This is a genomic window from Thermosynechococcus sp. GLH187 (assembly GCF_031583395.1).
Lineage (GTDB): Bacteria > Cyanobacteriota > Cyanobacteriia > Thermosynechococcales > Thermosynechococcaceae > Thermosynechococcus.
This window is the reverse complement of sequence record NZ_CP134175.1, coordinates 2,484,717-2,509,880: the sequence shown is the minus strand read 5'-3', so window position 1 is coordinate 2,509,880 and position 25,164 is coordinate 2,484,717. Positions and strand designations below refer to the sequence as shown.

Here is a 25,164-nt window from a genome sequence, read left to right as displayed (position 1 = left end):
TCTCCACAGTTAGGGGGTTGAGCCAGCGGGCACGCGAAACCAATGGGTGGTGCCGTCCTTTTGATCCACGAGTTTGACCCCTTGAGCCAAAAGGAGATCCCGCAGGCGATCGCTCTCCGCATAGTTCTTGGCTTGGCGGGCAGCGGTGCGAGCAGCAATTAACTCTCGAATCTCCTCATCGGTTAGGCCAACCGTTGACGCAGCTTGTGCCTCTGCTTTTGCCTCTAGACCCAAAACCTGAGCAAGAGTGACTAGGGTGTGCCAGTCGCGGCTGATTTCAGCGGGCGATCGCCCCCAGTCTCCCCCGTGGAGATAGCGATGCTGCTCACGATTCAGGACTTTGGCCAGTTCAAAGATGACCGCTAGAGCTGCTGCGGTGTTCAAGTCCTCATCCATAGCTTGACAAAAGGCTTGGGTACTGGGGTGAGCTTTGACCCCCTCTGGATCAATGACGGGCAGGGAGAGCTGCCGATTGAGCTGTAGCGCCTCCTTCAGGGTTTGCCAGCCCTTGGCAGCGGCGGTCAGTGCCTCTGGCGTAAAGTCCAAGGGTTTGCGGTACTGAGCCTGCAAAACCAACAGGCGCAAGGCCATGGCATCCACCCCCTGAGCCAGCAGATCACGAATGGTTGTGAAATTCCCCAAGGACTTGGACATTTTCTCAGTGTTGACGGTAACAAAGCCGTTGTGGAGCCAAAATCGGGCTAGGGGCTGTTGCGTCACCGCCTCCGATTGGGCAATTTCATTCTCGTGGTGGGGGAAAATTAAATCCATGCCACCGCAATGAATATCCACCGTTGCCCCAAAGGCCTGTCGCACCATTGCCGAGCATTCAATGTGCCAGCCGGGGCGCCCTTTACCCCAAGGGGCTTCCCACGGGTCATAAACAGCCATTTCCTCCGGCTTTGCGGCTTTCCAGAGGGCAAAATCAAGGGGATGGCGTTTGCGCTGCTCCTCCTCTTCCTCAATGCGGCCACTGGCACCGGCCATGAGTTGCTCAAGCTGGCGCCCGGAGAGCTTGCCATAGCTGGGAAATTGTGCCACGGCATAGTAAACATCCCCGCCGGCCACGTAGGCATAGCCGCGATCCAGTAGCCCTTGAATGAGGTGAATAATTTCTGGAATCACCTCTGTCGCGCGGGGATAAGCAGTGGCAGGTAGGATATTCAAGGCCGCCATGTCCTCGTGGTAGGCGGCAATGTAGCGATCGCTCACTGTGGCCATCGTCTCGCCGTTTTCATGGGCGCGGCGCAAAATCTTGTCATCAATATCGGTAAAATTTTGCACATAGTGCACCACGTAGCCCAAGAACGTGAGATAGCGGCGCAGCACATCCCAAGCCACATAGGAACGGGCGTGCCCCAAATGGCAGTAGTCATACACCGTGACACCACAGGCATAGATCGTCACCCGCTCTGGGTGCAGGGGCGAGAAGGGTTCAAGGCGGCGAGACAGTGTGTTGTACAGATGTAAGGGCACAGAAACACCCCGCAAGGATCAACAGTTGCAGCAGCAAATCGCTCTTTGATAGGATATAGGATACCAAATTCATCATTATCGAGGACAAACACACCCCCATGGCCAAAAAAAGCATGATCGAACGGGAAAAAAAGCGGCAACGGCTTGTTGCTAAATACGCCAGCAAACGCCAAGAACTCAAGGCTCAACTGGCCAGCGCCGAAACCCAAGAAGAGATCATGAGCATCCATCGTCAACTGCAACGGTTGCCCCGCAATAGTGCCCCTTCGCGGCTACGGAATCGCTGCTGGTTGACAGGTCGTCCTCGTGGTTATTATCGTGATTTTGGCCTCTGCCGCAATGCCCTGCGGGAAATGGCTCACCAAGGGTTGCTGCCGGGGGTGGTCAAGTCCAGTTGGTAAATTGCCTCTGCTACCCTAGAGCTAATAGGGTTGAGGCACAACCATGGCAGAGCGACTCTCTCCAGCCGATATTGAGGCACAACTAGCAAACCTAGCGGGCTGGAAATTGGCGGGCGATCGCCTTGAGCAAACATTTGTTTTCAAGGATTTTCTTGGCTCCATTGCCTTTGTCAATCGTCTGGTAGATCCCGCTGAGCAGGCCGGACATCACCCTGATTTATCCATTTCTTGGAATCGGGTGACGGTCTGCCTTACGACGCATGATGCCGGCGGCATTACCCAAAAGGACATTGATCTGGCCAAGGTGATCTCCGATCTGGCCGCGGCATAACTTTCGTCAGCATTTGCCAATATTTAAGGATTGGGCGAAAAAGACAGAACTACGATAGGGAGTAGTGCCCGCGATCGCCCATCCTTATGAACACCGCCGAATTACTCGTGAAATGCCTTGAAAATGAAGGCGTAGAATACATTTTTGGTCTGCCGGGGGAAGAAAATCTTGATGTCCTGCAAGCGCTGCGGCGCTCCCCCATTCAATTTATCACCACCCGCCATGAACAAGGGGCGGCCTTTATGGCCGATGTCTATGGTCGTCTCACCGGCAAAGCGGGGGTATGTCTTTCTACTCTCGGTCCCGGTGCTACGAATTTAATGACCGGTGTTGCCGATGCTAACCTCGATGGTGCTCCTCTTGTGGCCATTACAGGGCAGGTAGGCACCGATCGCATGCACATCGAGTCCCACCAATATCTGGACTTGGTGGCCATGTTTAGCCCGGTAACCAAATGGAATGCCCAGATTGTCCGCCCCAGCATTACGCCAGAAATTGTCCGCAAGGCCTTTAAGATTGCCCAGAATGAAAAGCCAGGGGCGGTTCACATTGATGTGCCCGAAAACATTGCCGCCATGGAAGCTGAGGGCTATCCCCTCAAGCCTAGCCCGCCCGAAAAAACCTATGCCTCGTTCCAGAGCATTCTCAAGGCCGCTGAACTGATCAATGCTGCTGAGAACCCCCTGATCTTAGTGGGGAATGGCGCTATTCGTGCCCACGCTGCCGCTGCCCTCACCCATTTTGCCGAAAAGCTGAATATCCCCGTGGCCAATACCTTCATGGGTAAAGGGGTCATTCCCTATCAGCACTCCCTTGCCCTGTGGACGGTGGGACTCCAGCAGCGGGATTACATTAGCTGCGGCTTTGATCATGCTGACTTAGTGATTGCCGTTGGCTATGACTTGATTGAGTATTCCCCGAAAAGCTGGAACCCCGATGGCCGCTTGCCCATTATCCATATTGCGGCCACCCATGCCGAAATTGACAGCAGCTATATTCCTGTGATTGAGGTGGTGGGAGATATTTCTGATTCCCTCTATGAAATTCTCAAGCGGGCCGATCGCCAAGATAAGCCCACCCCCTATGCCGTGCAACTGCGCCAAGACATTGTGGCTGACTACTGCCAATATGCCCAAGATGAGAGTTTTCCCGTCAAGCCGCAAAAGCTCATCTACGACCTGCGTCAAGTCATGGGGCCAGAGGATATCGTCATTTCTGATGTGGGTGCCCACAAGATGTGGATTGCCCGTCACTACCATTGCGATCGCCCCAATACCTGCCTGATTTCCAATGGCTTTGCCGCAATGGGGATTGCCGTACCAGGGGCAATAGCGGCGAAATTAGTCTATCCGCAGCGGCATGTGGTGGCAGTCACCGGCGATGGCGGCTTCATGATGAATTGCCAAGAACTGGAAACCGCGCTGCGCATAGGAACCAACTTTACAACCATCGTCTTTAATGACGGCGGCTATGGCCTCATCGAGTGGAAGCAGCAGCGCTACTTTGGTGAATCTGCCTATGTCCACTTTGGTAACCCGGACTTTGTCAAGTTGGCCGAGAGCATGGGACTCAAGGGGTATCGCATTGAAGCCACCGCTGATTTTATCCCAACGTTGAAAACTGCCCTTGCGCAGTCTGTGCCCAGCATTATTGATGTCCCCGTGGACTACAGTGAGAATCTGCGTTTTAATCAACGCCTTGGGGAGCTAAGCTGCGAAACTTAGGCCACGCACGCCACCCGAATCCAAGGGGCGTAGGGGTTCATAAACCCCGTTACTGTGATTCGCTGCCCACTTTGATAGGTTTGCAGTTGCTCGTTGACGGTGGGGTGGAGTGTTACCAAAGGCCAAGACCACTGATCCGTGCGGAGTTGATACGCCTGTTCCCCTAGTTTCACAAATTCGCCGCTAACCGTTTGCATGCCGGCGCTCACGATCATGGGTGTCGGTTGGGCGATCGCCACCGTCGGCGGTAGGGGAACTGTGGGATCAAATGTATTGAGTGTCTGGAGTTGCCAAGCTTCCCATTCGGGATGTTGCGGCGGCAGGTTAAAGAAGGGAAAGATTGCCTGTCGGCACTCCTGAATCAGGGGCTTCAGATCAAGGGTGCCCACCAGTTGGTGCAGCGATTTCCCTTGGCGAATGGCTGTGGCGGCTAGCCACCCTGCCCCCTGTCCAATGCCCATTACCAGCGGTTGCAAGCGAGTGGCACCATTGGCAATATGGGTTACCGAGATATTTTTCTCTGCCACTAGAAAGCCCTCTACCGTCTGGGGAATCAACGACGTATAGGGAATCACGAAGGGCGTCCCCGTCCAACGACCGCCCCAACGAATGGACTTAGGGACAAGGGGGAGTTCCATCCCCGGATAGTGGTGATCGTTCGGATAGTTGCCGATGGCAATGCCCGTGTAGTGACCTTGGGCATCAACGGGCGGTGGCGCAGTGGGGAGAATATCCTGCTCGTGAATTGTGGTGACACCCATCAGGCGCCGACTTTCGCGGTAATAGGGATGGAGGGCATAGGCTCCCCCCCCTAGCTGTCTGGGGAATTGGGGAAAGGTATCCTCCGCTAAACCATAGCGGCGACCCAACTGTTGCTGCACATAACGGGCAAAATCCTGGGCGTGCCAGCGTGCCTCTTGACAAAAGGCCTGTCGCTCTTGGGCAGAGCCAATCAGCCGTTCCAGACCCACCCCATAGTCATTCCCCTGCTGCGGCCAGTTGAGCATAAAGCGGTTTCCCGGCAGGCGGCCATAGTTGAGAAAGTGCAGCGGGTCATAGCCTGCCCAAGCACCGTTAAACTTGTGCTCATCCCAAAGGGGAGAAGGGGGAATCTCTGGGGCAGTGGCACCCTCACCGTAGTCCTGTAAAACGACAATCCATGTGGGGGCTTGAACGGGATAGGTTTGAGTCAAGGCTGTGGGTGCTGGGGGGGCTGAGGGTTCTTGGGTGTCTGCCTGCCACTCCCACCCCCAGCGATGGGGAATTTCCCCCAAGGCAAGGAGATCCCCGAGTTCTGTGGCGTCAATCGTGATTTGGGCATGGAGGGTGAGGGTGGTCAATTCCACCCCGAGGACGCGATCGCCTTGGCGCAAAACCGCTTGGGGAAGTTCACCGACAAGCCACGTCAGGTTGGGGGTTGCCTTGACCCACTCGGCAAAAAGATCAGCGGCGACCTTTGGCTCAAAGGTAAAAAAACTCACCCAAGCATGATCTAGCCCCCCCACTTGGCGTTGGGCGATCGCCCGCAGAAACTCACCCCACAGCCCGGTTTGCCACGCCATGAGTTCATTGCCATCGGGCGCCGCCACCCCAGCACTGGTGAGCATGCCCCCTAGCCACGGCGTTTCACTGACCAGCACCGTTTGCGCTCCCATACGAGCCGCCGTTAAAGCAGCAGCTACCCCCCCTGTGCCACCACCCACAACGAGTACCTCGGTGCGCAGGGTTTGCCTCACTGTTGCGGTTCCTTGGGATCGGTAATCAACCCCCAACGATCGGGGGGCCAAAAGCGAATCGCCGCACGACCAATAATGTAATTGCGCGGTACCACGCCCCAGCAGCGGCCATCAAAGCTGTTATTGCGGTTATCCCCCAAGACCAAGTAGCTGTTGGCAGGAATCACCTGCGGTTGAGCCAGATAGGGCTGAATACCGGCACAGGTATCGACGGAGGTCAATGTCGAGGGAGCTAGATAGGGTTCGGGTAGGGGTTGATTGTTGATATAGACGCGCCCTTGGCGGAGTTCCACGCGATCCCCAGGCAAGCCCACCACCCGCTTGATAAAGGCATCACGAAAGCCTGCCTGTTGCAAGGCCGGAGTTGGATTGAAAACAATAATGTCGCCGCGATGAGGGGCATGGAAATAGTAGCTGATCTTTTCAATAATCAGGCGATCGTTAATCAGCAGGGTTTCTTCCATCGAGCCGGTGGGGATATAGCGCGCTTCTGCTACAAAGGTACGAATACCAAAAGCCAAGAGAGCAGCCAGCCCCAAGGTTTTGGCCATCTCCAGCCACCAAGGTTCTGTCGTCTTTTCGGCCTTGGCTGTCACTGATTCAGGGGTAGAAGCATTTGTGGGTGGCAGTTTGCCATCGGACATAGGAAGGAATCTCGCAAACACTCAAAAATTGAAGCCATGCACTCCACGATACTACAGGGATGTGAGGCGAGGGAGCACTGTTTGATTTTAGAGTGCTTTGGCAAATGTTCTGTTCCACAGGGCAGCTTGTAGTTAAAGGATCTGCTCAATCATGTACTGGGCTTGAGTCCCATAACTGCCGCCAAAGAGATTGAAGTGATTGAGGATGTGGTACAGGTTGTAGATGGTTTTCCGTTGCCTATAGCCAGCCGCTAAGGGATAGGTGGCGTTGTAGCCCTCATAAAAGGCCGCAGGAAAGCCACCAAAGAGTTCACTCATGGCCAAGTCCACCTCGCGATCGCCATAGTAACTGGCGGGGTCGAAAATGACGGGTTCCCCCGTACGACAAAAGGCAGCATTTCCCGACCAGAGATCGCCGTGCACTAGGGTAGGGGTTGGCTCATGGTTCAGGAGTTCTGGAATGGCTGCTAGGAGCTGCTCCGCCTTGGGAAAGTGTCCACCCCGACGGCGAGCCAGATCAAACTGATAACGCAGGCGAGCATCGCGGAAAAACTCCCCCCAGTTGTCTGACCAAGGGTTGATTTGAGGAGTGGCACCAATGGTGTTATTCTCCGACCAGCCATAGCGATCGCCAGTGCCCTTGAGGTGCAACTGTGCCAGCTCTACCCCCATTTGCCACCAATCTCCGGCACTGGTGAGGGGCAAGTATTCCAACACTAAAAAACTCGCGTCCTCAACCACTCCCCATAGCAGGGGAAGGGGAACGCGAATCGCTTGAACCTTGGCGATCGCCCGCAGGGCATTGGCTTCGGCAGCAAACATGGCCTGCCGTTCAGGGCGATTGAATTTAACAAAGAGGGGTTGCTCAGGATGTTGCCACACATAGGTGGTGTTGATACTGCCGCCCCCTACCGCAAGGGCTTTACCCTCATGGAGCCGCTGACCCGTCGCTGCGGCAAATTGATCCCACAACTGTTGCCAGCGACCCACACCCTCAACCCTTAGTCGTCGTAAATGCGGCACTCAGCAGCATCAGGGTTGTCATCACAGTACTGCTGGAAGGAGGTTTTGTGATCTTGCTGCTCAGCGCGTTGGTGGGCAGCTTCCGCTTGCAGTTCCTCAAGGGCATCCCAAGCGGCGGCACACTGTCCAGAGGTTGCCCCTTCGGTATCACAGATTTTGTGGGCTTCCTCGCGGGCTTGTTCAATTTGTTTCTCGAGATTACTCATAGAGCCTTTATTGAATCACCGTATTCAGTTTATGCAATCTGCCCAAGGGCAGGAATGCCGTTACTCCACTCTAGCAATGAATGCCCTGAACTGCCAGTTGGAGACGGTGCATCCCCACTTCTCACCCCTAGAGGGTACTGTCGGCAACGGTTGCTTCACTGACTAGGCTGGGGGCGGATTGGGTCAGTTGGGCATAGAGGGGCAGATGGTGCTGCGCTACCGCCGGCAGAGCCGCATGGACATGGCTAGCGATCGCTGCCGTGGTCACATCGTAGGTTTGGGTGGCTAGCTTGGGATACATCCCCACGGCAATAATCGGCACCAACAGGGACAGGGCAATGAAGGTTTCACGGGGATTGATGTCCAACAGCAGTTTGTCAAACATATCGCCCGCTTGTTTGCCCGTAAAGACACGGCGCACCATCGAGAGCAGATAGACGGGCGTAATAATCACCCCAACAGCGGCAAGGAAAATCACCCCCACTTTGAAGGTCGTGGAGTAGGCATCACTGTTGGTCAAGCCCAAAAAGACCGTCAGTTCACTGACAAAACCACTCATACCGGGCAGCGCCAGCGAAGCCATAGAGCCGGCAGTAAAGAGGGCAAAGGTTTTCGGCATGGATTGGGCAATCCCGCTCATTTTTGCCATGGCCAATGTGTGGGTGCGATCGTAGGTCACCCCGGCCAAGAAGAAGAGAACAGCCGCAATCAAACCGTGGGAAAGCATTTGCAGCATCGCCCCATTGAGACCAATGCCATTGAGGGCACCAATGCCCAGCAGCACAAAGCCCATGTGGGAAATCGAGGAGTAGGCCAGCCGCCGCTTCAGGTTTTCTTGGCCAAAAGCAGTCAGGGCACCATAGACAATATTCACGACCCCAAGGGCAATCAGAACAGGGGCAAAGTAGATGTGGGCATCCGGCAACATTTGCAGGTTGAAGCGAATCAGGCCATAGCCCCCCATTTTCAAGAGCACGCCTGCCAGCACCATTGACACGGGCGCCGAGGCTTCACCATGGGCATCGGGTAACCAAGTGTGTAGCGGGAAAATCGGCAGCTTGACACCAAAGGCAATCAGGAAACCACCATAGGCCAGCAGTTCCAGCGCCAAGGGATAGTCCTTGAGACCCAAGGCCGCCATGCTGAGCGTAAAGTCCCCCCCATAGAAGGCCATCCCGAGGCCAGCAATGAGGATAAAGAGGGAACCAACGGCAGTGTAGAGGATGAATTTTGTAGCGGCGTATTGGCGTTTGGCTCCCCCCCAGATGGAAATGAGTAGATAGACGGGCACCAGTTCCAATTCCCAAATCAGGAAGAAGAGGATGAGGTCTTGGGCGGCAAAGACGCCAATTTGGGCACTGTAGAGCGCCAGCATCAGGAAATAAAATAAACGCGGCTTCTGCTTTACTTGCCAAGCCGCAAAGATTGCCACTGTGTTGACCAGACCCGTCAGCAACATCAGGGGGACGGCAAGGCCATCAACCGCTAGGGACCAGTTCAGGCCGATTTGCGGCAGCCAAGGCACGGTTTCCACCATTTGGATCTGGGCGGATTGGACATCGTAGTGCTGCCAGAAAACCATTGCCGAGAGGCCAAATTCGAGGAGGGCGATCGCTAGGGCATACCAGCGGACTGTCTTCCCCTCACGGTCGGGCAATACGGGAATGAAAAAGGCTGCCACTAAAGGCAGCAGTGTTAGTACAGTCAGCCAAGGAAATTGGACATTCATCAGACAACCCCCCAAGGGACGAGTCCAGTACTCTGTTCAAGTATCTGAATAAGAATATATACCTATTTACCAAATGTTGCAAATTGTTAAGCATTTTTCTAAATTATAAAGTTTGTGGCACTTCTATTGACAAAAATCTATTCTATAAAGAATTAATATTGATCTGAATAAAGTTAAGATGGGGGTTGACGGGCTTAAGGTTCCTCACCGTTGGTTGCGGCGGTGCAGTTTTATAGCAACAGGCAAGGTGTAACGGCAAAGCAGAATGTTACAGTTTGTTCTAAATACCAGAGTGTCTGGGGTGGGGTCTCATGATTTTCTTGGAAGCCAGTGTTTTTGTCACTATCCTCGTCGGGTTTCTAGCAACGATCGTCAAGAAAAACCTGCTAATGAAGATTGTGACGATGGATGTCATGAGCACCGGCGTAGTGGCTTTGTTTGTGGTCATTGCCACCCACAGTGGTCTGGTCACGCCCATTGCCCGTGGCGGAGCCTTTGATGCTGCCTATGCCGACCCCGTACCCCAAGCCGTGATTTTAACCGCGATCGTGATTGGCCTTTCGATTCAAACGCTGATGCTGGTGGCAGCAATGAAGCTAGCGCGGGATAACCCGACGTTGGAAACCCCAGAAATTGATCAAAAGTACCTGTAGGGAGCGGCAATGACGGCGCTGGCGATCGCTTGGATTTTGTTGCCCTTTGTGGCGGGTTTAACGCTTTACTTATTGCCCTCCTTAGCGCGGGGTCTGCCGCTGGCGATCGCCCTTGTTTCCCTCTGTGTCGGCTTAGGCATCACCATTAACCAAGTCAACACTGCGTTTGTCCTTCTCGATAGCTTTGGCATTTCCCTGAGCATTGACCCCCTCAGTGGCTACTTTATTGTCACCAATGCCCTCGTCATTTTGGCAGCACTGTTACATACGTGGCAGGAGGGTTATAAAGCGTTCTTCTATGTGCTGCTGTGTCTGCTCCACGGCTGTGCCAACACCGTCTTTATTTCAGCGGATTTCCTCAGTCTCTACGTCAATATTGAGGTGCTGGGGATTGTTGTCTTTTTGTTGATTGCCTATCCCCGTAGCGATCGCCCCCTCTGGATTGGCCTACGCTACCTGATGGTGAGCAACGTGGCCATGCTCTTTTATCTAATGGGGGTGGCGCTCGTCTATCAGACAAACCATACCTTTGCCTTTAGTGCCCTGATGCAGGCACCGCCAGAGGCTGTGGCGCTGATTTTGATGGCATTGTTGGCCAAGGGCGCCATTTTCATTAGTGGGCTTTGGTTGCCCCAAACTAACGTCGTTGCTGCTCCCATTGTTGCTGCTCTCCTGGCCGGCATTGTCGAAAATGCTGGGGTGTTTAGCCTTGCTCGCGTCAGTCTGCTCCATAGCAACATTGCCGATATTGTGCAGCTGTTTGCCCTCGCCTCGATCTTTTTTGGCTCAATATTTGCCTTGGTGGCCGATGATGTACGACGGATGCTCAGCTTTAGTACCCTTGGCCACCTAGGATGGGTGATCATTGCCCCACCGGCAGCGGGTTTGTATGCTCTGATGCACGGCTTAGCCAAGGCAAGTCTTTTTTTGAGTGTGGGGGAACTGTGCCACTATCGTCTTAGTGAATTGCGCCAAGAGGGTCTGCCGCGCCCAGTGGCGATCGCCCTGATTATTGCCGGTTATGGCATTATCGGTGTGCCCTTCCTTGCTGGATTCCCCGCTAAGGCCTTGACCCTGAGTTACCTTGACCCGTGGCAGCAGGGACTGCTCTATGGTGCTGGCTTTTTGACCGCCACAATTTACAGCAAATTCCTCTTTTTGCCCCGCTATCCCAGCAAGACCCCTATGGGCTATAGTGCCGCCACAATGGTGCTCTTGGGTGGGCTATTTCTGGCCAATGCCGGCTACATGGAAGCCTACAGTAGTGGCATGAGTTTGTTACGCGCCTTTTTGCCGCCCTTGGTGGGGTGTGGCCTAGTGGCCTTGGGGGTCTCCCGCTGGGAATCCGCTTGGCGAGGGGCTTGGGAGCGCCTAGAGCATCTTCTAGGGGTGATGCTGTTACTCTTACTTGGCTTGGTGGGGTTAGCGCTATGAATTATTTGAACTTTGCCCTGCGCCTGACGATTTGGCTACTGCTGACGGCGGACTTTGGCTTGGTCAATCTGGCGATTGGGATTTTGGTTTCGCTCCTGCTGCCCCAAGGGCGAGGGGGTGTGGCAACACTGCGGCAGTGGCTGAGTACCCTAGGAAAAGTGGCGATGGCTGTTCCCCGTGCCTACTTTGAGACAATTGAAATGATGGTGCGTCCCCATCGTCATGAAGCGATCGTCCGTGAACCCGTTGATCCTACCCGTGCCCCCGGTCTGATTTTTCTGGATATTTTTACGATTACCTTCACCCCCAAGACGATCGTGCTGCACTACGACGAGGAGGGCTGGTTTGAAGTGCATCAACTAGTGGAGCACAGACCCGAAAAATGACCGCCTTTTTAGTCATCATGCTGTTGATTCTGGGCATTCCCCTCTATGCTGCTTGGAAGGGGGAGCACATCTGGTCGAAGATGTTGGCCTTTGCCAGTATTGCCACAAAGGCAGCCATTATGATCTTGCTGGTGTCGGTGCAGCGGGATGATTGGATGATTGGCATTGTGGGGGTGATCATCCTTAGTGTGGGCAATGGTGCCCTGATGCTCTTGGCGCAGATTCTGCGGCGACTACGGGATGTCGCCAATCTTTAGGGAGGGGGTCAGTGATTTTACAGTGGATCAGTTATGCCTGTATTAGTTTTGGTCTCTTTCTTTGGCTGTGGGGAACATGGCCGCTGGTGGGTCGGCGATCGCCCCTCTATAAACTGCATTTTTTGTCAGTCTCCGATACCTTAGGTTCGATGGCGATCATGATCGGGGTGTTACTGCGCATTCCCCGCGAATGGCCGCTTCTGGTCTTGGCGTTGATCTCCCTCGCCCTCTGGAACACCATTCTGGGCTACGTTTTGGCCTACTGCTCCCAAGGGGAGGACACTGATGGATAGCTGGCTCATTGCTGTCACTGCACTCTTGCCTCTAACAGCTCTGATGCTGGTGTTTCAGGAGAATCCCTACCACGCCCTTGTCATTCGTGGCATTATTGGTGCGGTGGCGGCCCTGCTCTATGCCATTCTCGGCGCTGCCGATGTGGCGCTGACCGAAGCCCTTGTGGGAACAATGCTCTCAATTATGCTCTACGCCGTTGCAGTACGCTCTTCCTTGGTGCTGCGATTGGGCATCTTAGCTTCGGCACTCTCCAGCGATAGCTTGGATCACTTACTGGCAGCCATTCGTGAAGCCGTTGCTCCCTATCATTTGCGTGTTGAATTAATCATTTATCCCACCTTTGAGCAACTTAAAATAGCGCTCCGCGATCGCGAGATTCATGCCCTATGTGCTGAAGAAACCACTCAATTATTAACGATGACCCGTGTAGCACGCCTTTACACCATCCTCAAGCCCCAGCTCACCAATCTCACAGAACTCGTGTATTACCCCTTGCCCAGTGAAAAGGAGTCAGCGACATGATTTGGCTCTATGGCATTGCGGCAGTGCTGCTGCTGGTGAAAATGCTGATGATCCCCACCCTACCTGCGGTACCAACGCTTCCCATTGTCGAAACCCTTGTTAACCAGAGTGGCATTCCCAATGCCGTTACGGCTGTGATTTTGCGCAATCGCCTGTACGACACCATTTTTGAAGTGGTGGTATTCACTCTTGCCATCATGGGGGCACAGTATCTACTCAGCAATGAAAAACCCCTTGGCCACGTTAGCCGCTTTAATGATCAGCCCTCGATTGTTTTGGCAAGATTTGGCGCCACCATTTGCTCCCTTGTGTGTATTGAGTTGGCCTTGCGGGGGCACCTGAGTCCGGGGGGTGGATTTGCGGCTGGCGTTGCTGGCGGGACGGCGATCGGACTTGTGGCCATTACCTCAGCTCCAGAATGGCTAGAGAGCATCTATCGTCGCTTCCATGCCGCCACATGGGAAAAAATCTCCGTGATTGTTTTCATTCTCTGCGGTGCCAGCCTGTTGATGGGGGTGGCCTTGCCGGCGGGTCAGTTTGGCACGCTCCTCAGTGGTGGCTGGATTCCTTGGCTGAATATCCTCATTGCCCTGAAAGTGGCTTTGGGGTCGTGGGCGGCAGTGCTGACATTTATTCGCTATCGCGGCCTGCTTTAATCCATGCTCCCGTGATATATTCCCTAGCCCATGCGCCGCGACTCCCTCTTTTACCAACTGTTTGCTCAACTGCCTCAGACGCTCTTTGAGCTGCTTGGAATTGACTATCCTAGGGGCTACCGCTTTGACTCCGTTGAACTCAAGCAAACCGCCTTCCGCATTGACGGTGTCTTTGTCCCCCCTGATCCCTCAGGAGTGGTCTATTTTTGTGAAGTCCAGTTTCAAAGAGATAATACCTTCTACGAACGCTTCTTTGCTGAAATCTTTCTCTATTTGCGTCTGTATCGCCAGACCTTCTCTGATGGGCAAGCCGTGGTCATTTGTCCCAATCGATTACTTGCGCAGCGGAGTCAGACAGAAACAGACCTGAAGCAGCAAGCCATAATAGAGTTAACATAATAGAGTTAATCATAACAACTGTCCTGTACAAGTTCACCACACTAAGTCGCGAGGAGGTGCTGCGGATGCTGGGGTTTACGACTGAAGAGCTGAAGCGGACGCGGTTTTATCAGGACTGACCTAGGGGAAGTGTCTGATTGGCTTGATTTCTATGCTTAGCCCATGCCCCCTGACTCCCTTATGAGCTATAGCTCGGACTTACGAGAGCGGGTTGTCTCCTAATATCAAGCAAGGCGGCAAAATCAGTGAAGCGACTCAAAGCATCCCGATGACCGTTTAATCGACCGTGCCCAGCGATTTGGGGTACAAGTTTCCACCATTAGTTACACCCTCGACCAGATGGGCACCACCCGAAAAAAACAGATGCGCTAGCAAGAACGGTGTGATGAGGTGATTCGGAATTATTGGACTGGATAATATCTCATTCTTGATTAAAATGGCTATACTGGTGTTTGACGAGAGTGACAAAGTTGCGCAGTAGTTGCAGGCCGATCTTGCCCGACTTTTCGGGGTGAAATTGACAAGCAAAGACATTGGTGCGGGCGATCGCGGCTGTGACAGTTTGCTGACCATGACGGACGGTGGCGGCCACTAACTCTGGATCCTCAGGGGCGACAAAGTAGGAGTGAACAAAATACACCCAAGGGGTTGGCGGTAAATTCTGCCAGAGGGGACAGGCGGGTTGCGTCAAGGTCAGTTGGTTCCAGCCCATGTGGGGGATTGGGAGACCGGGTTCAGATTGAAAGCGTTTGACTTTTCCAGAAAAAATACCAAGGCCGGGTTCTCTGCCTTCTTCACTGCACTCAAACAAGACTTGCAGACCCAGACAAATCCCCAAAAAGGGCATCCCCTGCTGAATCACCCGCTGAATGACAGGCACCAGTTCCCGCTCGTGGAGATGGGTCATGGCGGGGTCAAAGGCACCGACACCGGGGAGAACCACGGCATCCGCAGCACAAATGTCACTGGCGCGATCGCTCACTAAGGGTGTTGCCCCCACTACATCAAGGGCTTTACTCACGGAATGCAGGTTGCCCATATCGTAGTCAATGATGGCGATCGCGGGTGTGCTCACAGAAAGCCTCTCCCAAAGGGTAACCCTACCTATTCTACAGGGGTACTCATCCCTGCTTGCCTTGCATCCCGAATAATGCGAATCCCGCCCCAAAGCACAAGGCTGGCGATGCCAAACCCCACAATCAAATCAGGATAAGGAGACTGAAAAACGGCCACTAGCGCCCCTGCTCCAATCACGCTGACATTGGCAATGACATCGTTTTGGGTAAAAATCCAGCTCGCCCGCATATGCACCTCCCCCCGCCGATGTTGGGCAATTAGATACAGACAGCAAGTATTGGCTACTAGCCCAAGGAGGGCGATCGCCATCATCCAATCTGCCTCTGGGGCACTACCGCTGACAAAGCGACGGATCACATCCAGCAAAATTAGGGCGGCTAGGGTTATTTGAAACAGGCCACTTAGACTTGCTGCACGGGTTTTCTGCTTGAGCGATCGCCCCACGGCATAGAGGGAGAGGCCATAGACGAGAGCATCGGCCAGCATATCAAGAGAATCAGCAATCAAGGCAGTGGACTGGGCAAGGACGCCAGTAATCACCTCCACAAAAAACATGAGCACGTTGATCAGCAGCACAATTCGCAGGGTTTTGCGCTCCGCCGCATTTCTTGCTTCGATGTGGCAACTACAATCGGACATGGGCTATTCCCAAACGTATCTAAATATCATGACTGAAGTAGCTATAGGGTTGCTAGACCTCGAATAGCACAATTGTTTAGCTAGTCAATGAAGATGTGACTTGCCGTACAACGGTCAGAGTTATTCTTTTAAATTAAACTGTCACAATTTTTGACGCAAAGTGGCTTTAACTAGCAGCTACAGCTACTTAGGGTACTAACTGGTATTCGATAATACAACAATAACATTGGCACTTTGATTGACAAGCAGGTCTGATTGTCACTTGATATGTTAATTTTTATTGCAAGATTCAATATTTCTGCCTCAAATCAGATCGTTTGACCATAGAATTTTTCTAGAACATCTTTTTCAAGCGTTAAGACTGTATGACTCAGCAACACCAAGCTCTATACTGGTCAACTTTTGGGGCTATGCAGAGGTAGACTATAATGTTGAACGTGTTGAACAAATGTTGTAGGGGTTTCTCGACCTAAATCAATCCGTGGTTACAGCTTAATTTATTCTGGTCAAGATTTACCAAAAGGTAGTCGATCAGGTCAGCCGTTTAGGGATTATTCAAATCCATCTTCTAAGGTTGCTCATCATCAATGCCTACATTTCTTAAGTAAAGAGTAAAGCAAGAAAAATATACCAATAGGAATGAAAGAAATATTGGTCTCATGGTTACCTACTCTGACTGGAATACTGCTCTCATCAACTACTTTACCCAAAATGTACCTTACGGCACAAAAATTTACCTGAGCTTGGATAGTGATAGCTTAGAAAAAATTGGCAGTTCCTTTTCCCAAAAGTGTGAACATGAATCTTGGGCTGTAAGCTTCTGCAATGTTGTAAGAAGTCGAGTAGTCAAAGGTGAAAAAATAGACCTAAGCACTGTGTCTTATTCGGACAAATCGGGTTACCCTCTTGGAGTTGCATTTTTAGGGATTATGGTTTTAGCAGCCAATGAAATGGCGGATGATGAAGATAATAAGTTAGATGAGAAAAATTATTTTTCTAGGTTTCGCAAAATCCTGTGCCTTCCTGAGGATAGACAATCTAGACCAAAGGGGCTACAAATAAGGCCTAATGAAGATGCTCCTGAAATATATTTGTGGAAAGAATGGAATAGCTGGTTGTTTCAAAAAGGCTTTATCCCAACAGCTGAAGAGGGTTCTAGTAAACAAAGAAAATACATTAACTATCCAATATCCCAGTCATTGCTTCGTAATGCAGATAAGGATCGATTGAGAAGACTCTTTCATGAAAAACAATGGCAAACAAGATGGGATGAGCAAACATTATTTACGAAAGTGGCTAATGAATACTCAACATTTACCCAGCATCTCAAAAAGTTAATAGATGATCGTAGTCGCTATGAATCAGTAGCTCAGGTAATTCATGAAACCTACGAAGACTGGCTGGCGGAAGGATCACCAAACACCTTAACCGGTAGAACAAAGCGTAGAGAGTGGAGTCGCCAGTTGTACGCAGGGATATATCGCACTGAGGATTTTTTGGGAAATATTGAGTACTACCTGTATCCAAAGCAACAAAAAGGGCGATCGCTTGGTTCATTAACAGTAGAAGCCAATGGAGAACGATGGGATTTACGAGAAGACAGAGCGGGCTGGTATTTACCGATCGGACAACCTTTGTCGAGACAAGAAATATCTAACGGCGGAACATATCAGATAAATCCCAATACCCAAGCTGAGAAGTTAATTTTACCCAAGCGAGACTTTTGGATTTTAGTGCCCGATCCAGATAACCCTGAATCAGGGGTATATGCTAGCTGGAGTAGTCCAAAATTGGGAGAGCAGTTTATTATCCTTTTCAGGGAATCACTATTTACAGATTTACAAAGATTGAGAGATGAAAACCTAATTCAATGGGAAGGCGATCGTGATACAAAATATCTAGTTTTTGGTGATAACTCAGATTGGTATGAAGTTTATCAGTGTCAAGTCCTTTCTAAAGCATGGGATGCAGTATTTATTCAATCAGCAGAATTGAAAAATGAACTACAACCGAAAACATCGCTATCTATTAGTTTTTCAGGAGGGTTAAGAGTACCCAAGAAGAATAATACATGGATCAGTGATCATCTCCCACAGGTAACAGTATTTGCATTTCATCCAACCGTTGCGGTAGAGATTACTAACATTACTACCAACGAAACGGTTTACTCTGATCAGTCTTTTTCAACTAATCAACGGCATTCAATTCCCAATTTGACTCAAGGTAGTTTTATAGTTAGTGCCACCTGTTCAGGGCAATCTGCTCAGGGACTAATAAAAGTTGTAACATGGGATGAAATTGATTTTACAAGTTTTAGTGCTTAATCAGCAGGGAGTTAATCATGACCCAATCCAGACAAGAGAGAACAAGTAGACAAAGATCAGTGAGATGGTATATGGGATTTAAGCAAAGTACAAAGAAATTAAAACCTAAACGGCTAATCGAAGTTATATCTAGGTCAGTTCAGTCTAGAAATCTTGTACCGTACATACCATTATTAAGAATCGAAAAAGAACCAAAAGGGGAATATTACTTTTTTATCGCGATTGAGAGCATAGAAATGGGGTATATCCCACCTGAAGTAGATAGTTTTATTAAAGGCTTAAAGGAACAATGTTTTAATTTTCCTGTTGGCAAGGAACGCAACCAATTTACTATTGACGATATTAAACCAATGGTTGGGGCAGCACATGATGTCCAAGATTACACAAATCCTATTCCATACCGATCCCAAAAAATTATTCGTGAGAGTCCTTTCGCCTTAGTTGATAGTACTAAAACTCAAAATCTCAGTGATGAGCAAATTAGGCAATTCTCAACTAAGCATGAACATCTGCTTTATTGGCTATCTGCTTCAGGAAGCGGCACATGGGAATCCTTTAAGAAAACCTGTGAAATTCTTGATCTCCATGAGCCAAAGCGCATTTTAAGGCGGCTAAAACTACTGAATCATTTAACTACCTCTGATAATGGCTCTAAATGGCAAGTTAATCCGCCCTCTTTAGTACATGTGGGTACTGATTCTGAACCTAGCGATCAGACTTTTTTACTTCATGGTCAGCGTAGCCATTGCTTTTTACAGAGGCTTAGAGAATTTGGATCACTAAAGGAAAGACATCAGCCAAGAGGGGAAGCACCTCCCAGAATTAAGCTAATATTGCCCAGTCAAATTACGATTGAAATTCTAGCTCAAAAGATTGGATATTCTATTAATTTAGCTGAATCCTCAAGTATTCTCAGTCTTAATGATTGGCAGAATAGTTTGAATAGAATTGATGGTGTTCTCCCTTTTAATTTTGATCTGAAGAGATTTGATGGAGCAAACTTTATTGATTGTATTTTCCAAAATGAAACGGGATTTTATCAGTTTTGGACAAAAGACTCTAGACGGCTTAGATATAATTTTTTCTACAATCAAAATACACAATCATGGTTACAGGGTGATTGGTATGGATTAAGATTTTTGGCAATTCTATCGCTTGGGCAGAATGTTGAGTTTTACTACAATCGTCAAGAAAAAACTTTGGCAATTCCTAGGGCTCAAAGGTTGCCAGAGATTTATGAATCTCATTTAGTTATGGCATCTGGCATGTTACCTACCTACCGAGATGGCTTCTTGATTTACACTAGAATTAGTTCACGGCTGGCTAGAGAAATTTCAGAAGCTCTCAAGATTACACTGACTGAGCAGTAGTTATGCATGACTTACTTGGCACATACCAAAGACTTGATCGCATTTATCAACTTTACATCAAGAGTGCATTTCCCTTGCGGTATCCTGCCCTAGCCAAAGAACGCGATCGCCGCTTGCAATTTCTTCGTGATCCCCATAATCCTGTCCTGAGTATTCCACCCCTAGTTGAGCCATTACCAATTTATCCCCCATCAGGCATGAGCTTGTCTGAGGCTGCAAGAAATTTACCAAGAGAGTATCAAGACTTAGACCAACTTGGACAAACTCTCTTTGATGATGGAATTCAGCTTTATCAGCATCAATGGCAAAGTTTACAAGAGGTGATCGTTTATCAAAGAGATATTGTGGTTACAACGGGAACAGGATCGGGTAAAACAGAGTGCTTTCTCTTGCCACTTTTAGCTGAGTTAGCCAAAGAATCTCAAAGCTGGACAGCACCTAATGCTAAACCTGCAAATCAACGCTGGTGGGATGAAACTGATAATCCTCGTGGTGATTGGGTTGCTCAAAGGAGCCATGAAACTCGTCCTGCGGCTGTACGCGCCTTGATTCTCTATCCCTTGAATGCTTTGGTAGAAGACCAATTACGCCGATTACGCAAAGTTTTAGATAGTCCTACTGTGCATGAATGGCTCGATCGTACTAGAGCAGGAAACCGCATTACCTTTGGACGCTACACAGGGCTTACCCCTGTACCTGGAACAAAAACTAGGCTAAATCATAGTCATGGGCGAGTACAAAATTCGGAAAAGCTCGGGGAATTGAGAACGATCATGCAACGCATGGAAGAAGAATATAAAAATCTTCAAAGTGGTATTGAAAGTGATCCATCAGTGCTTAATGACATGCCAGATTTACGCTTCTACTTTCCAAGATTAGATGGTGGTGAAATGCGATCGCGCTGGGATATGCAAGACCATCCCCCTGATATTTTGATCACCAACTATTCAATGCTGAATATCATGATGATGCGAAGTATCGAAAACAATATATTTGATGCTACAAAGAGATGGTTAGAAAGCAATTCAGAAAATAAATTCTACTTAATTATTGATGAGCTGCATGCCTATCGGGGTACACCGGGTACAGAAGTTGCCTACATCCTTCGCCTGTTATACCATCGCCTCGGTTTAACTGCTGATTCACCTCAACTGAGAATCTTAACGACCACAGCTAGTTTAGAAGCAGGACAAGAGGGAAATGACTTTCTGCGGCAGTTTTTTGGTCGGGGGGACTTTAGGTTTATTACTGGGGAGCAAACTCCGCCTAGAGAAGGAGCACGGTTAAATATCAATCAATATAGCGATGTTTTTGCTCAGTTTGCTCGCTCAGTTCAGCCCGATCCGTTTCGTCCCATGCAGCCACCTGATCTTGAATCATCACTGCCATACATAACCACTTTGGCAGAAAATTTAGGAACTTCCAATGGTGACTCTGACCCACGCAGACAACTGGGTGAAGCTCTAGAAAAAATAGAAGCGGCAGATGCTATCAGAGATGCTTGTAGAGCCGTCAATGGTAGTGTTCGTGCTACTGATGTAAGAGATTTAGATGATCAGCTTTTTCCGAATGCTAGAGAACCAGGACAGCTTACTTCTGATGCTATGCGAGGATTTTTAATGGCATTGGGAATGAGTACCTTAGCTAACGGTCGATCGCCCCAACCAGTGAGAGGTCATTTATTTTTCCGTAATTTGCAAAATCTTTGGGCTTGTACTAATCCCAATTGTACTGATCCAGCCGTTGATCGAGAGTTACGAAATAGTCAGCCAAAACCAAGTAGACCAACTATAGGAGCAATTCATGCCAACCATAGTTTATCTTGCTCCTGCGGTTCTCGTGTCTTAGATTTAATTGTTTGTGAAGTCTGTGGCGAAGTCCTAGTGGGCGGATACAAAGCTACAAGAAAGGTAGGAAATACTACTGTGGAAATTCTCACTCCTGATCAACCTGACTTGGAAGGAATTCCAGATGCAGTTATATTAAGTCAAAAGTATGGCAACTATCGCATTTTTTGGCCCCTACCTAATGATCGCAATCCTTGGGAAACTCAACCTCAAGATGAGCAATGGACTCACAATGGAATTAATTGTAAATGGACTAAAGCAAAACTAGATCATGTAACTGGAATGCTTGATCAGTCGAATACACCGCCAAGGAAAAATCAGGTACCAGGTTGGCTTTATCAAGTGATGGGTAGTCGCTCAGATGAAGCTTCCGCTTTTCCTAGTAAATGTCCTCGTTGTGATGCAGACTACGGCAAAGGAAAAATATTTCCAACTCCACTGCGTACCCATCGCACAGGTTTTCAGAAGGCTTGTCAGGTGATTGCAAGCGGCTTGTTGAGAGAAATGCCTGCTCCTTCCCCTCAAAGTATTCGGTCTTCCCGTAAATTGGTGATTTTTTCTGATAGTCGTCAAGATGCGGCAAAACTGGCGGCGGGGATGGAGCGAGATCACTATCGAGATATGGTGCGATTACTACTAATTCAATCTTTCAAAGATTATTGGACAGACTTCGTAGAATATCTAAAAAATTTCTACGCAGAAAACCCTTCCCTTAATTCTAGTTTAATCCAAAATGCCAATCCAGCTTTGTATGAGAAAATTATCACTGCTCCTGAGACATTTGATACCCATAAAGCAGATGAGTTTAGCAATAGATATTTAGAAATCGCAAGAGAAGCTGAACGATGGATGAGAAATCAACGTGCGCAAAATGAAAGTGCTAGAACTGAATGGCTAAGAATGCTCCGAGACTATCCAAATCGTGTGCCCCTCTTGGATTTAAGGCGCAAATTAAGAGACGCTTTATTGCAGTATGGAATTTGTCCAGGGGGGACTGATCTCAGTGCTCTAAACTACTCAGTAGGTCAGGGCGCTGGAAAAGAATGGCATCCTTGGTTTGAGTGCTATGACTGGCCAGATGACTGGGGCAAACCAGTGGTTCAAGTATATCCTATTACTCCTGAACAGACTAATCATTGTGATCGCCTAGAAGCAAAATTAGCTGATGAGATGATGTACGCTATATTCATTCATTCAGCTAGGGTACTTGAGAATATTGGACAAGGGTGGGTTAGCTATTCACCTGTCGGGAATGCCTCTGATGTTTTGGTTCAAGTCGTGGATGCTGTCGTTCGCCAATTAGGCACCCGCCGACTTCATAGGTACTCCAGTTATTTCCATGAAGGGACTAATCAAAAATTGCCCGGCTATTCTGAAAGATATTGTAACCGTATCGCTAATGTTTCTTCCGCTGATGTTCTACGACAGCTTGCTGACTCTAAGGCAGGTATAGCCAGTGGTAATTGTCTTGCTCTCAATCCAGACAGACTTTATCTTGTACCTCCTCCTACACAATTGAATAGTGATGGCACTCGCCCCGGTTATCGCTGTCCCCAATGCAATGCTTTTTATCTTCATCCTGCGGGTGAAATTTGTCCTGAATGCAATACTTCCAAAAATAAAAATGCGCCAATAGTAAGGCTTGAACCTAGCCAAAGCAGATCGGATTTTGATTACTACACTTATCTTTCGGAGCAGTCGGGGAATCCTTTTCGGATGAATGCGGCAGAACTCACAGGACAAACGGATAAGGATGAGCGACTAAAGCGCCAGCGCTGGTTTCAAGACGTATTCATTAATCAAGAAATTCCCAGAGTTCAAGGAATTGATCTTTTAAGCGTAACGACCACAATGGAGGCTGGCGTAGATATTGGAGCATTATTGGCGGTGATGATGTCTAATATGCCCCCCCGCAGATTCAACTATCAGCAACGGGTAGGACGGGCGGGACGGCGTAGTGCAGGAGTTTCTCTAGCGGTTACTTTCTGTAGGGGTAGAAGTCATGACGATTTTTATTTTCAGCGCCCAGAAAGCATCACGGGTGATTCCCCTCCCCCACCCTATGTGGATATGCGTAGTGAGGAGATTTTTAAGCGAGTGTTGATCAAGGAAGTTTTACGACAGTCATTTAAAGAAAAAGGGATTAGTAGCTCTTTGGAGCTAACTGATAGCGTGCATGGTGAGTTTGGCAAAGTTGACGATTGGCATAAATACAAACCTCAAATTATTGCTTGGTTGCAGGATAATTCTAATGAGTCAAAAATTCTATCTATTTTAAAGGCATTAAAAATCCAAGTTGATTTAAGCACAGAAGACTCTCAATTTCTGACTTATCTTCGTAATGACCTTATTCCTGAAATTGATCGTATTGTGGCAGATGCTACCTACACTCAAAATAATTTGAGCGAGCGATTAGCAAATGCAGGATACTTGCCTATGTTTGGCTTTCCCACTAGGGTAAGGCTTCTCTACACCAAATGGTCAAATAAAGAAACCATCGATCGTGATTTGGATATAGCGATCGGTCAGTTTGCGCCTGGTTCTCAGACTGTAAGAGATAGAGCAGTGCATACCGCCTGTGGAGTTGTGGAATTAGTACCTCAAAACAATGGTAACTACGTTGATGTTAAGCCTGGTTTTTCGCCCCCTTTACCTGAGCCTAACCAAGCACTGGGGTTATGCAGTAATTGTCAAGCCGTAGTTTATCCCTATCAACCTGATCAATCTATTACTGGCAGTAAAATAGATCAACTTTTTGAATGCCCTGTGTGCCATCAACAAAGTTTACGTTCTTTGGATGCTAGAGAACCAAAAGGTTTTTTTACGAATTTGAAACCAGAGAATTATGATGGGCAGTTTGAGTGGCAACCTCGTTCTACACGTCCCACTGTTAGTATCAATTCTCCTGCTGGTAATCCAATCTTAGTTTTGAACGCTAATGTTTCTTCTGTAAGCGATCATATTATTTCAATCAATGATAATGGCGGGAGGGGAGGGTTCAATTTTCAAGATGCTTTAGTATTCAATGAACGCAAATCAGGAGCTTATGTAGTTGCCGATGCCATTGAAGAGAGCAGTCCTGTTACTGGTTCAGGACAGAAATATAGAATTGCACTCCTTGCACGCCGCAAAAGTGATATTCTCTTGGTAAGCATTGCCCGGTGGAGTGAGGGGGTATTTGCTGATCCAATGACGGTAGAAGGGAGAGCGGCATGGTATTCCTTCGCTTTTTGGCTCAGGATTGCCGCCTCTGCTTATTTAGATGTCGATCCGCTGGAATTGCAAGCAGGATTTCGTACATTAGCTCAAGATGGCAAAGTTGTAGGCCAAGCGTTTCTCTGTGACAGTTTGGAGAATGGTGCAGGCTACTGCAATTTTTTAGCCAATCCTCATCAATTTGAGAAAGTCATGGCTCAATCAGACCCTAATAATTCTCTGTCAATAGCCTACCGTTGGCTGAATTCTCAAGGTCACGGCAGAAACTGTGATACTTCTTGTAATGACTGTTTGCGGGATTATCGAAATCTTGCCTATCATGGTCTCCTAGACTGGCGATTGGCTTTGGATATGGCTCGATTGGTCAGAGACTCATCCGTTACTATAGACTTAGCCTCTAATTGGGGGAATGTCCCTAATCCTTGGCAAAGTTTAGTCACTGGTGCAATTTCTACAACTTTTCAACACCTTGGTTATGGCAGTCCTACTCAGTTTGCTAATCTAACTGGTTTTGTGAAAAATCAGAGAAACAACAGTGTGATTCGAATTATCCGCCATCCCTTGTGGAACGATCAGCATCCTGAATGGATAGAAGCTGTGGCAGATGCTAGAACACGATACCCTAACTATCAGATTGAACATGCTAATCCTTTGATTGCCCTCCGACGACCCGGAGATTATGTTTAGATGAGCACTGGTAAATTCATTTGATTTGATGAGAGATCAGGCAATAAAATCGGCTTTACAATATAACTTAAATCATTCCCAGCCAAATTTCCCGACGCTAAGTTCTCTGACTCGGAATATTGACTTAGACTAT

General features: G+C 49.1%; 23 protein-coding genes. 15 read left to right on the top strand and 8 right to left on the bottom strand.

Going from position 1 to position 25,164, the window contains the following annotated elements:
• Positions 1-9: 9 nt before the first annotated feature.
• Positions 10-1,476, bottom strand: a complete 1,467-nt coding sequence (gene cysS / locus RHI63_RS12280; protein ID WP_302678434.1) for a cysteine--tRNA ligase — start codon at positions 1,474-1,476, stop codon at positions 10-12.
• A gap of 98 nt (positions 1,477-1,574) precedes the next feature.
• On the opposite strand from cysS, the gene rpsN reads away from it, so the two are divergent.
• From rpsN to RHI63_RS12265, 3 genes are all read left to right on the top strand, one after another.
• Positions 1,575-1,877 carry a 30S ribosomal protein S14 gene (gene rpsN / locus RHI63_RS12275; RefSeq protein ID WP_011057663.1) on the top strand — a complete coding sequence of 101 codons (303 nt, stop codon included), beginning with the start codon at positions 1,575-1,577 and terminating at the stop codon, positions 1,875-1,877.
• Between the two features lie 43 nt (positions 1,878-1,920).
• Positions 1,921-2,208 (top strand): 4a-hydroxytetrahydrobiopterin dehydratase, encoded by a 288-nt coding sequence (locus RHI63_RS12270; protein WP_206200398.1) that lies wholly within the window; start codon positions 1,921-1,923, stop codon positions 2,206-2,208.
• A gap of 86 nt (positions 2,209-2,294) precedes the next feature.
• Positions 2,295-3,932, top strand: coding sequence for an acetolactate synthase large subunit (locus tag RHI63_RS12265; RefSeq protein WP_206200397.1), 1,638 nt, complete (start codon positions 2,295-2,297; stop codon positions 3,930-3,932).
• Here the strand turns inward: RHI63_RS12265 and RHI63_RS12260 are convergent.
• From RHI63_RS12260 to RHI63_RS12240, 5 genes are all read right to left on the bottom strand, one after another.
• A complete protein-coding gene (locus tag RHI63_RS12260; RefSeq protein WP_310743117.1) occupies positions 3,929-5,668 on the bottom strand; it encodes an FAD-dependent oxidoreductase in 1,740 nt (579 codons plus the stop codon). The two genes, RHI63_RS12265 and RHI63_RS12260, sit on opposite strands and share 4 nt — an antisense overlap.
• Positions 5,665-6,312 (bottom strand): signal peptidase I, encoded by a 648-nt coding sequence (lepB, locus tag RHI63_RS12255; protein WP_225901585.1) that lies wholly within the window; start codon positions 6,310-6,312, stop codon positions 5,665-5,667. The genes RHI63_RS12260 and lepB overlap by 4 nt, the downstream gene beginning before the upstream one ends.
• A 132-nt stretch (positions 6,313-6,444) precedes the next feature.
• On the bottom strand, positions 6,445-7,302 hold the full coding sequence (locus tag RHI63_RS12250) for a fructosamine kinase family protein (RefSeq protein ID WP_310821643.1): 858 nt from the start codon (positions 7,300-7,302) through the stop codon (positions 6,445-6,447).
• Between the two features lie 11 nt (positions 7,303-7,313).
• Positions 7,314-7,541, bottom strand: coding sequence for a Calvin cycle protein CP12 (locus tag RHI63_RS12245; protein WP_011057657.1), 228 nt, complete (start codon positions 7,539-7,541; stop codon positions 7,314-7,316).
• 127 nt (positions 7,542-7,668) lie between these two features.
• Positions 7,669-9,270, bottom strand: coding sequence for an NAD(P)H-quinone oxidoreductase subunit 4 (locus RHI63_RS12240; protein ID WP_206200393.1), 1,602 nt, complete (start codon positions 9,268-9,270; stop codon positions 7,669-7,671).
• A 311-nt stretch (positions 9,271-9,581) separates the two neighbouring features.
• Between RHI63_RS12240 and RHI63_RS12235 the strand changes: the two genes are divergently transcribed.
• The 9 genes from RHI63_RS12235 to RHI63_RS13195 all read left to right on the top strand — a co-directional run bounded on the left by RHI63_RS12235 (position 9,582) and on the right by RHI63_RS13195 (position 14,243).
• Positions 9,582-9,923, top strand: a complete 342-nt coding sequence (locus RHI63_RS12235) for a cation:proton antiporter subunit C (RefSeq protein WP_149819866.1) — start codon at positions 9,582-9,584, stop codon at positions 9,921-9,923.
• A 9-nt stretch (positions 9,924-9,932) separates the two neighbouring features.
• Complete coding sequence (locus RHI63_RS12230; protein ID WP_310800274.1) at positions 9,933-11,357, top strand: cation:proton antiporter; 1,425 nt, start codon at positions 9,933-9,935, stop codon at positions 11,355-11,357.
• Positions 11,354-11,743, top strand: coding sequence for a Na+/H+ antiporter subunit E (locus RHI63_RS12225; protein ID WP_206200391.1), 390 nt, complete (start codon positions 11,354-11,356; stop codon positions 11,741-11,743). Before RHI63_RS12230 ends, RHI63_RS12225 begins: the two co-directional genes overlap by 4 nt.
• Positions 11,740-12,000, top strand: coding sequence for a hypothetical protein (locus tag RHI63_RS12220; RefSeq protein WP_181495024.1), 261 nt, complete (start codon positions 11,740-11,742; stop codon positions 11,998-12,000). The genes RHI63_RS12225 and RHI63_RS12220 overlap by 4 nt, the downstream gene beginning before the upstream one ends.
• A 14-nt stretch (positions 12,001-12,014) precedes the next feature.
• Positions 12,015-12,293 (top strand): monovalent cation/H(+) antiporter subunit G, encoded by a 279-nt coding sequence (locus tag RHI63_RS12215; RefSeq protein ID WP_181496944.1) that lies wholly within the window; start codon positions 12,015-12,017, stop codon positions 12,291-12,293.
• Positions 12,286-12,816 carry a DUF4040 domain-containing protein gene (locus tag RHI63_RS12210; RefSeq protein WP_206200390.1) on the top strand — a complete coding sequence of 177 codons (531 nt, stop codon included), beginning with the start codon at positions 12,286-12,288 and terminating at the stop codon, positions 12,814-12,816. Before RHI63_RS12215 ends, RHI63_RS12210 begins: the two co-directional genes overlap by 8 nt.
• Positions 12,813-13,472 (top strand): Na(+)/H(+) antiporter subunit B, encoded by a 660-nt coding sequence (locus RHI63_RS12205; protein WP_149819856.1) that lies wholly within the window; start codon positions 12,813-12,815, stop codon positions 13,470-13,472. The genes RHI63_RS12210 and RHI63_RS12205 overlap by 4 nt, the downstream gene beginning before the upstream one ends.
• 30 nt (positions 13,473-13,502) lie before the next feature.
• Positions 13,503-13,871: an Rpn family recombination-promoting nuclease/putative transposase gene (locus RHI63_RS12200; protein WP_225901583.1), complete on the top strand. Its 369-nt coding sequence runs from the start codon at positions 13,503-13,505 to the stop codon at positions 13,869-13,871.
• Between the two features lie 279 nt (positions 13,872-14,150).
• Positions 14,151-14,243, top strand: coding sequence for an IS630 transposase-related protein (locus RHI63_RS13195; protein WP_206201705.1), 93 nt, complete (start codon positions 14,151-14,153; stop codon positions 14,241-14,243).
• 49 nt (positions 14,244-14,292) lie between these two features.
• On the opposite strand, the gene hisH is transcribed toward RHI63_RS13195, so the two are convergent.
• Together hisH and RHI63_RS12190 are read right to left on the bottom strand one after the other, a co-directional pair.
• Positions 14,293-14,910 (bottom strand): imidazole glycerol phosphate synthase subunit HisH, encoded by a 618-nt coding sequence (hisH, locus tag RHI63_RS12195; RefSeq protein ID WP_399365010.1) that lies wholly within the window; start codon positions 14,908-14,910, stop codon positions 14,293-14,295.
• 65 nt (positions 14,911-14,975) lie between these two features.
• Positions 14,976-15,587 carry a cation diffusion facilitator family transporter gene (locus RHI63_RS12190; protein ID WP_206200388.1) on the bottom strand — a complete coding sequence of 204 codons (612 nt, stop codon included), beginning with the start codon at positions 15,585-15,587 and terminating at the stop codon, positions 14,976-14,978.
• 659 nt (positions 15,588-16,246) lie between these two features.
• On the opposite strand from RHI63_RS12190, the gene RHI63_RS12185 reads away from it, so the two are divergent.
• Genes RHI63_RS12185 through RHI63_RS12175 form a run of 3 tightly spaced genes read left to right on the top strand, consistent with a single transcriptional unit; the run spans position 16,247 to position 25,031 of the window.
• Positions 16,247-17,911: a hypothetical protein gene (locus RHI63_RS12185; RefSeq protein WP_206200387.1), complete on the top strand. Its 1,665-nt coding sequence runs from the start codon at positions 16,247-16,249 to the stop codon at positions 17,909-17,911.
• A gap of 17 nt (positions 17,912-17,928) precedes the next feature.
• Positions 17,929-19,281 (top strand): hypothetical protein, encoded by a 1,353-nt coding sequence (locus RHI63_RS12180; RefSeq protein WP_206200386.1) that lies wholly within the window; start codon positions 17,929-17,931, stop codon positions 19,279-19,281.
• A gap of 2 nt (positions 19,282-19,283) precedes the next feature.
• On the top strand, positions 19,284-25,031 hold the full coding sequence (locus tag RHI63_RS12175; RefSeq protein WP_206200385.1) for a DEAD/DEAH box helicase: 5,748 nt from the start codon (positions 19,284-19,286) through the stop codon (positions 25,029-25,031).
• Positions 25,032-25,164 lie beyond the last annotated feature (133 nt).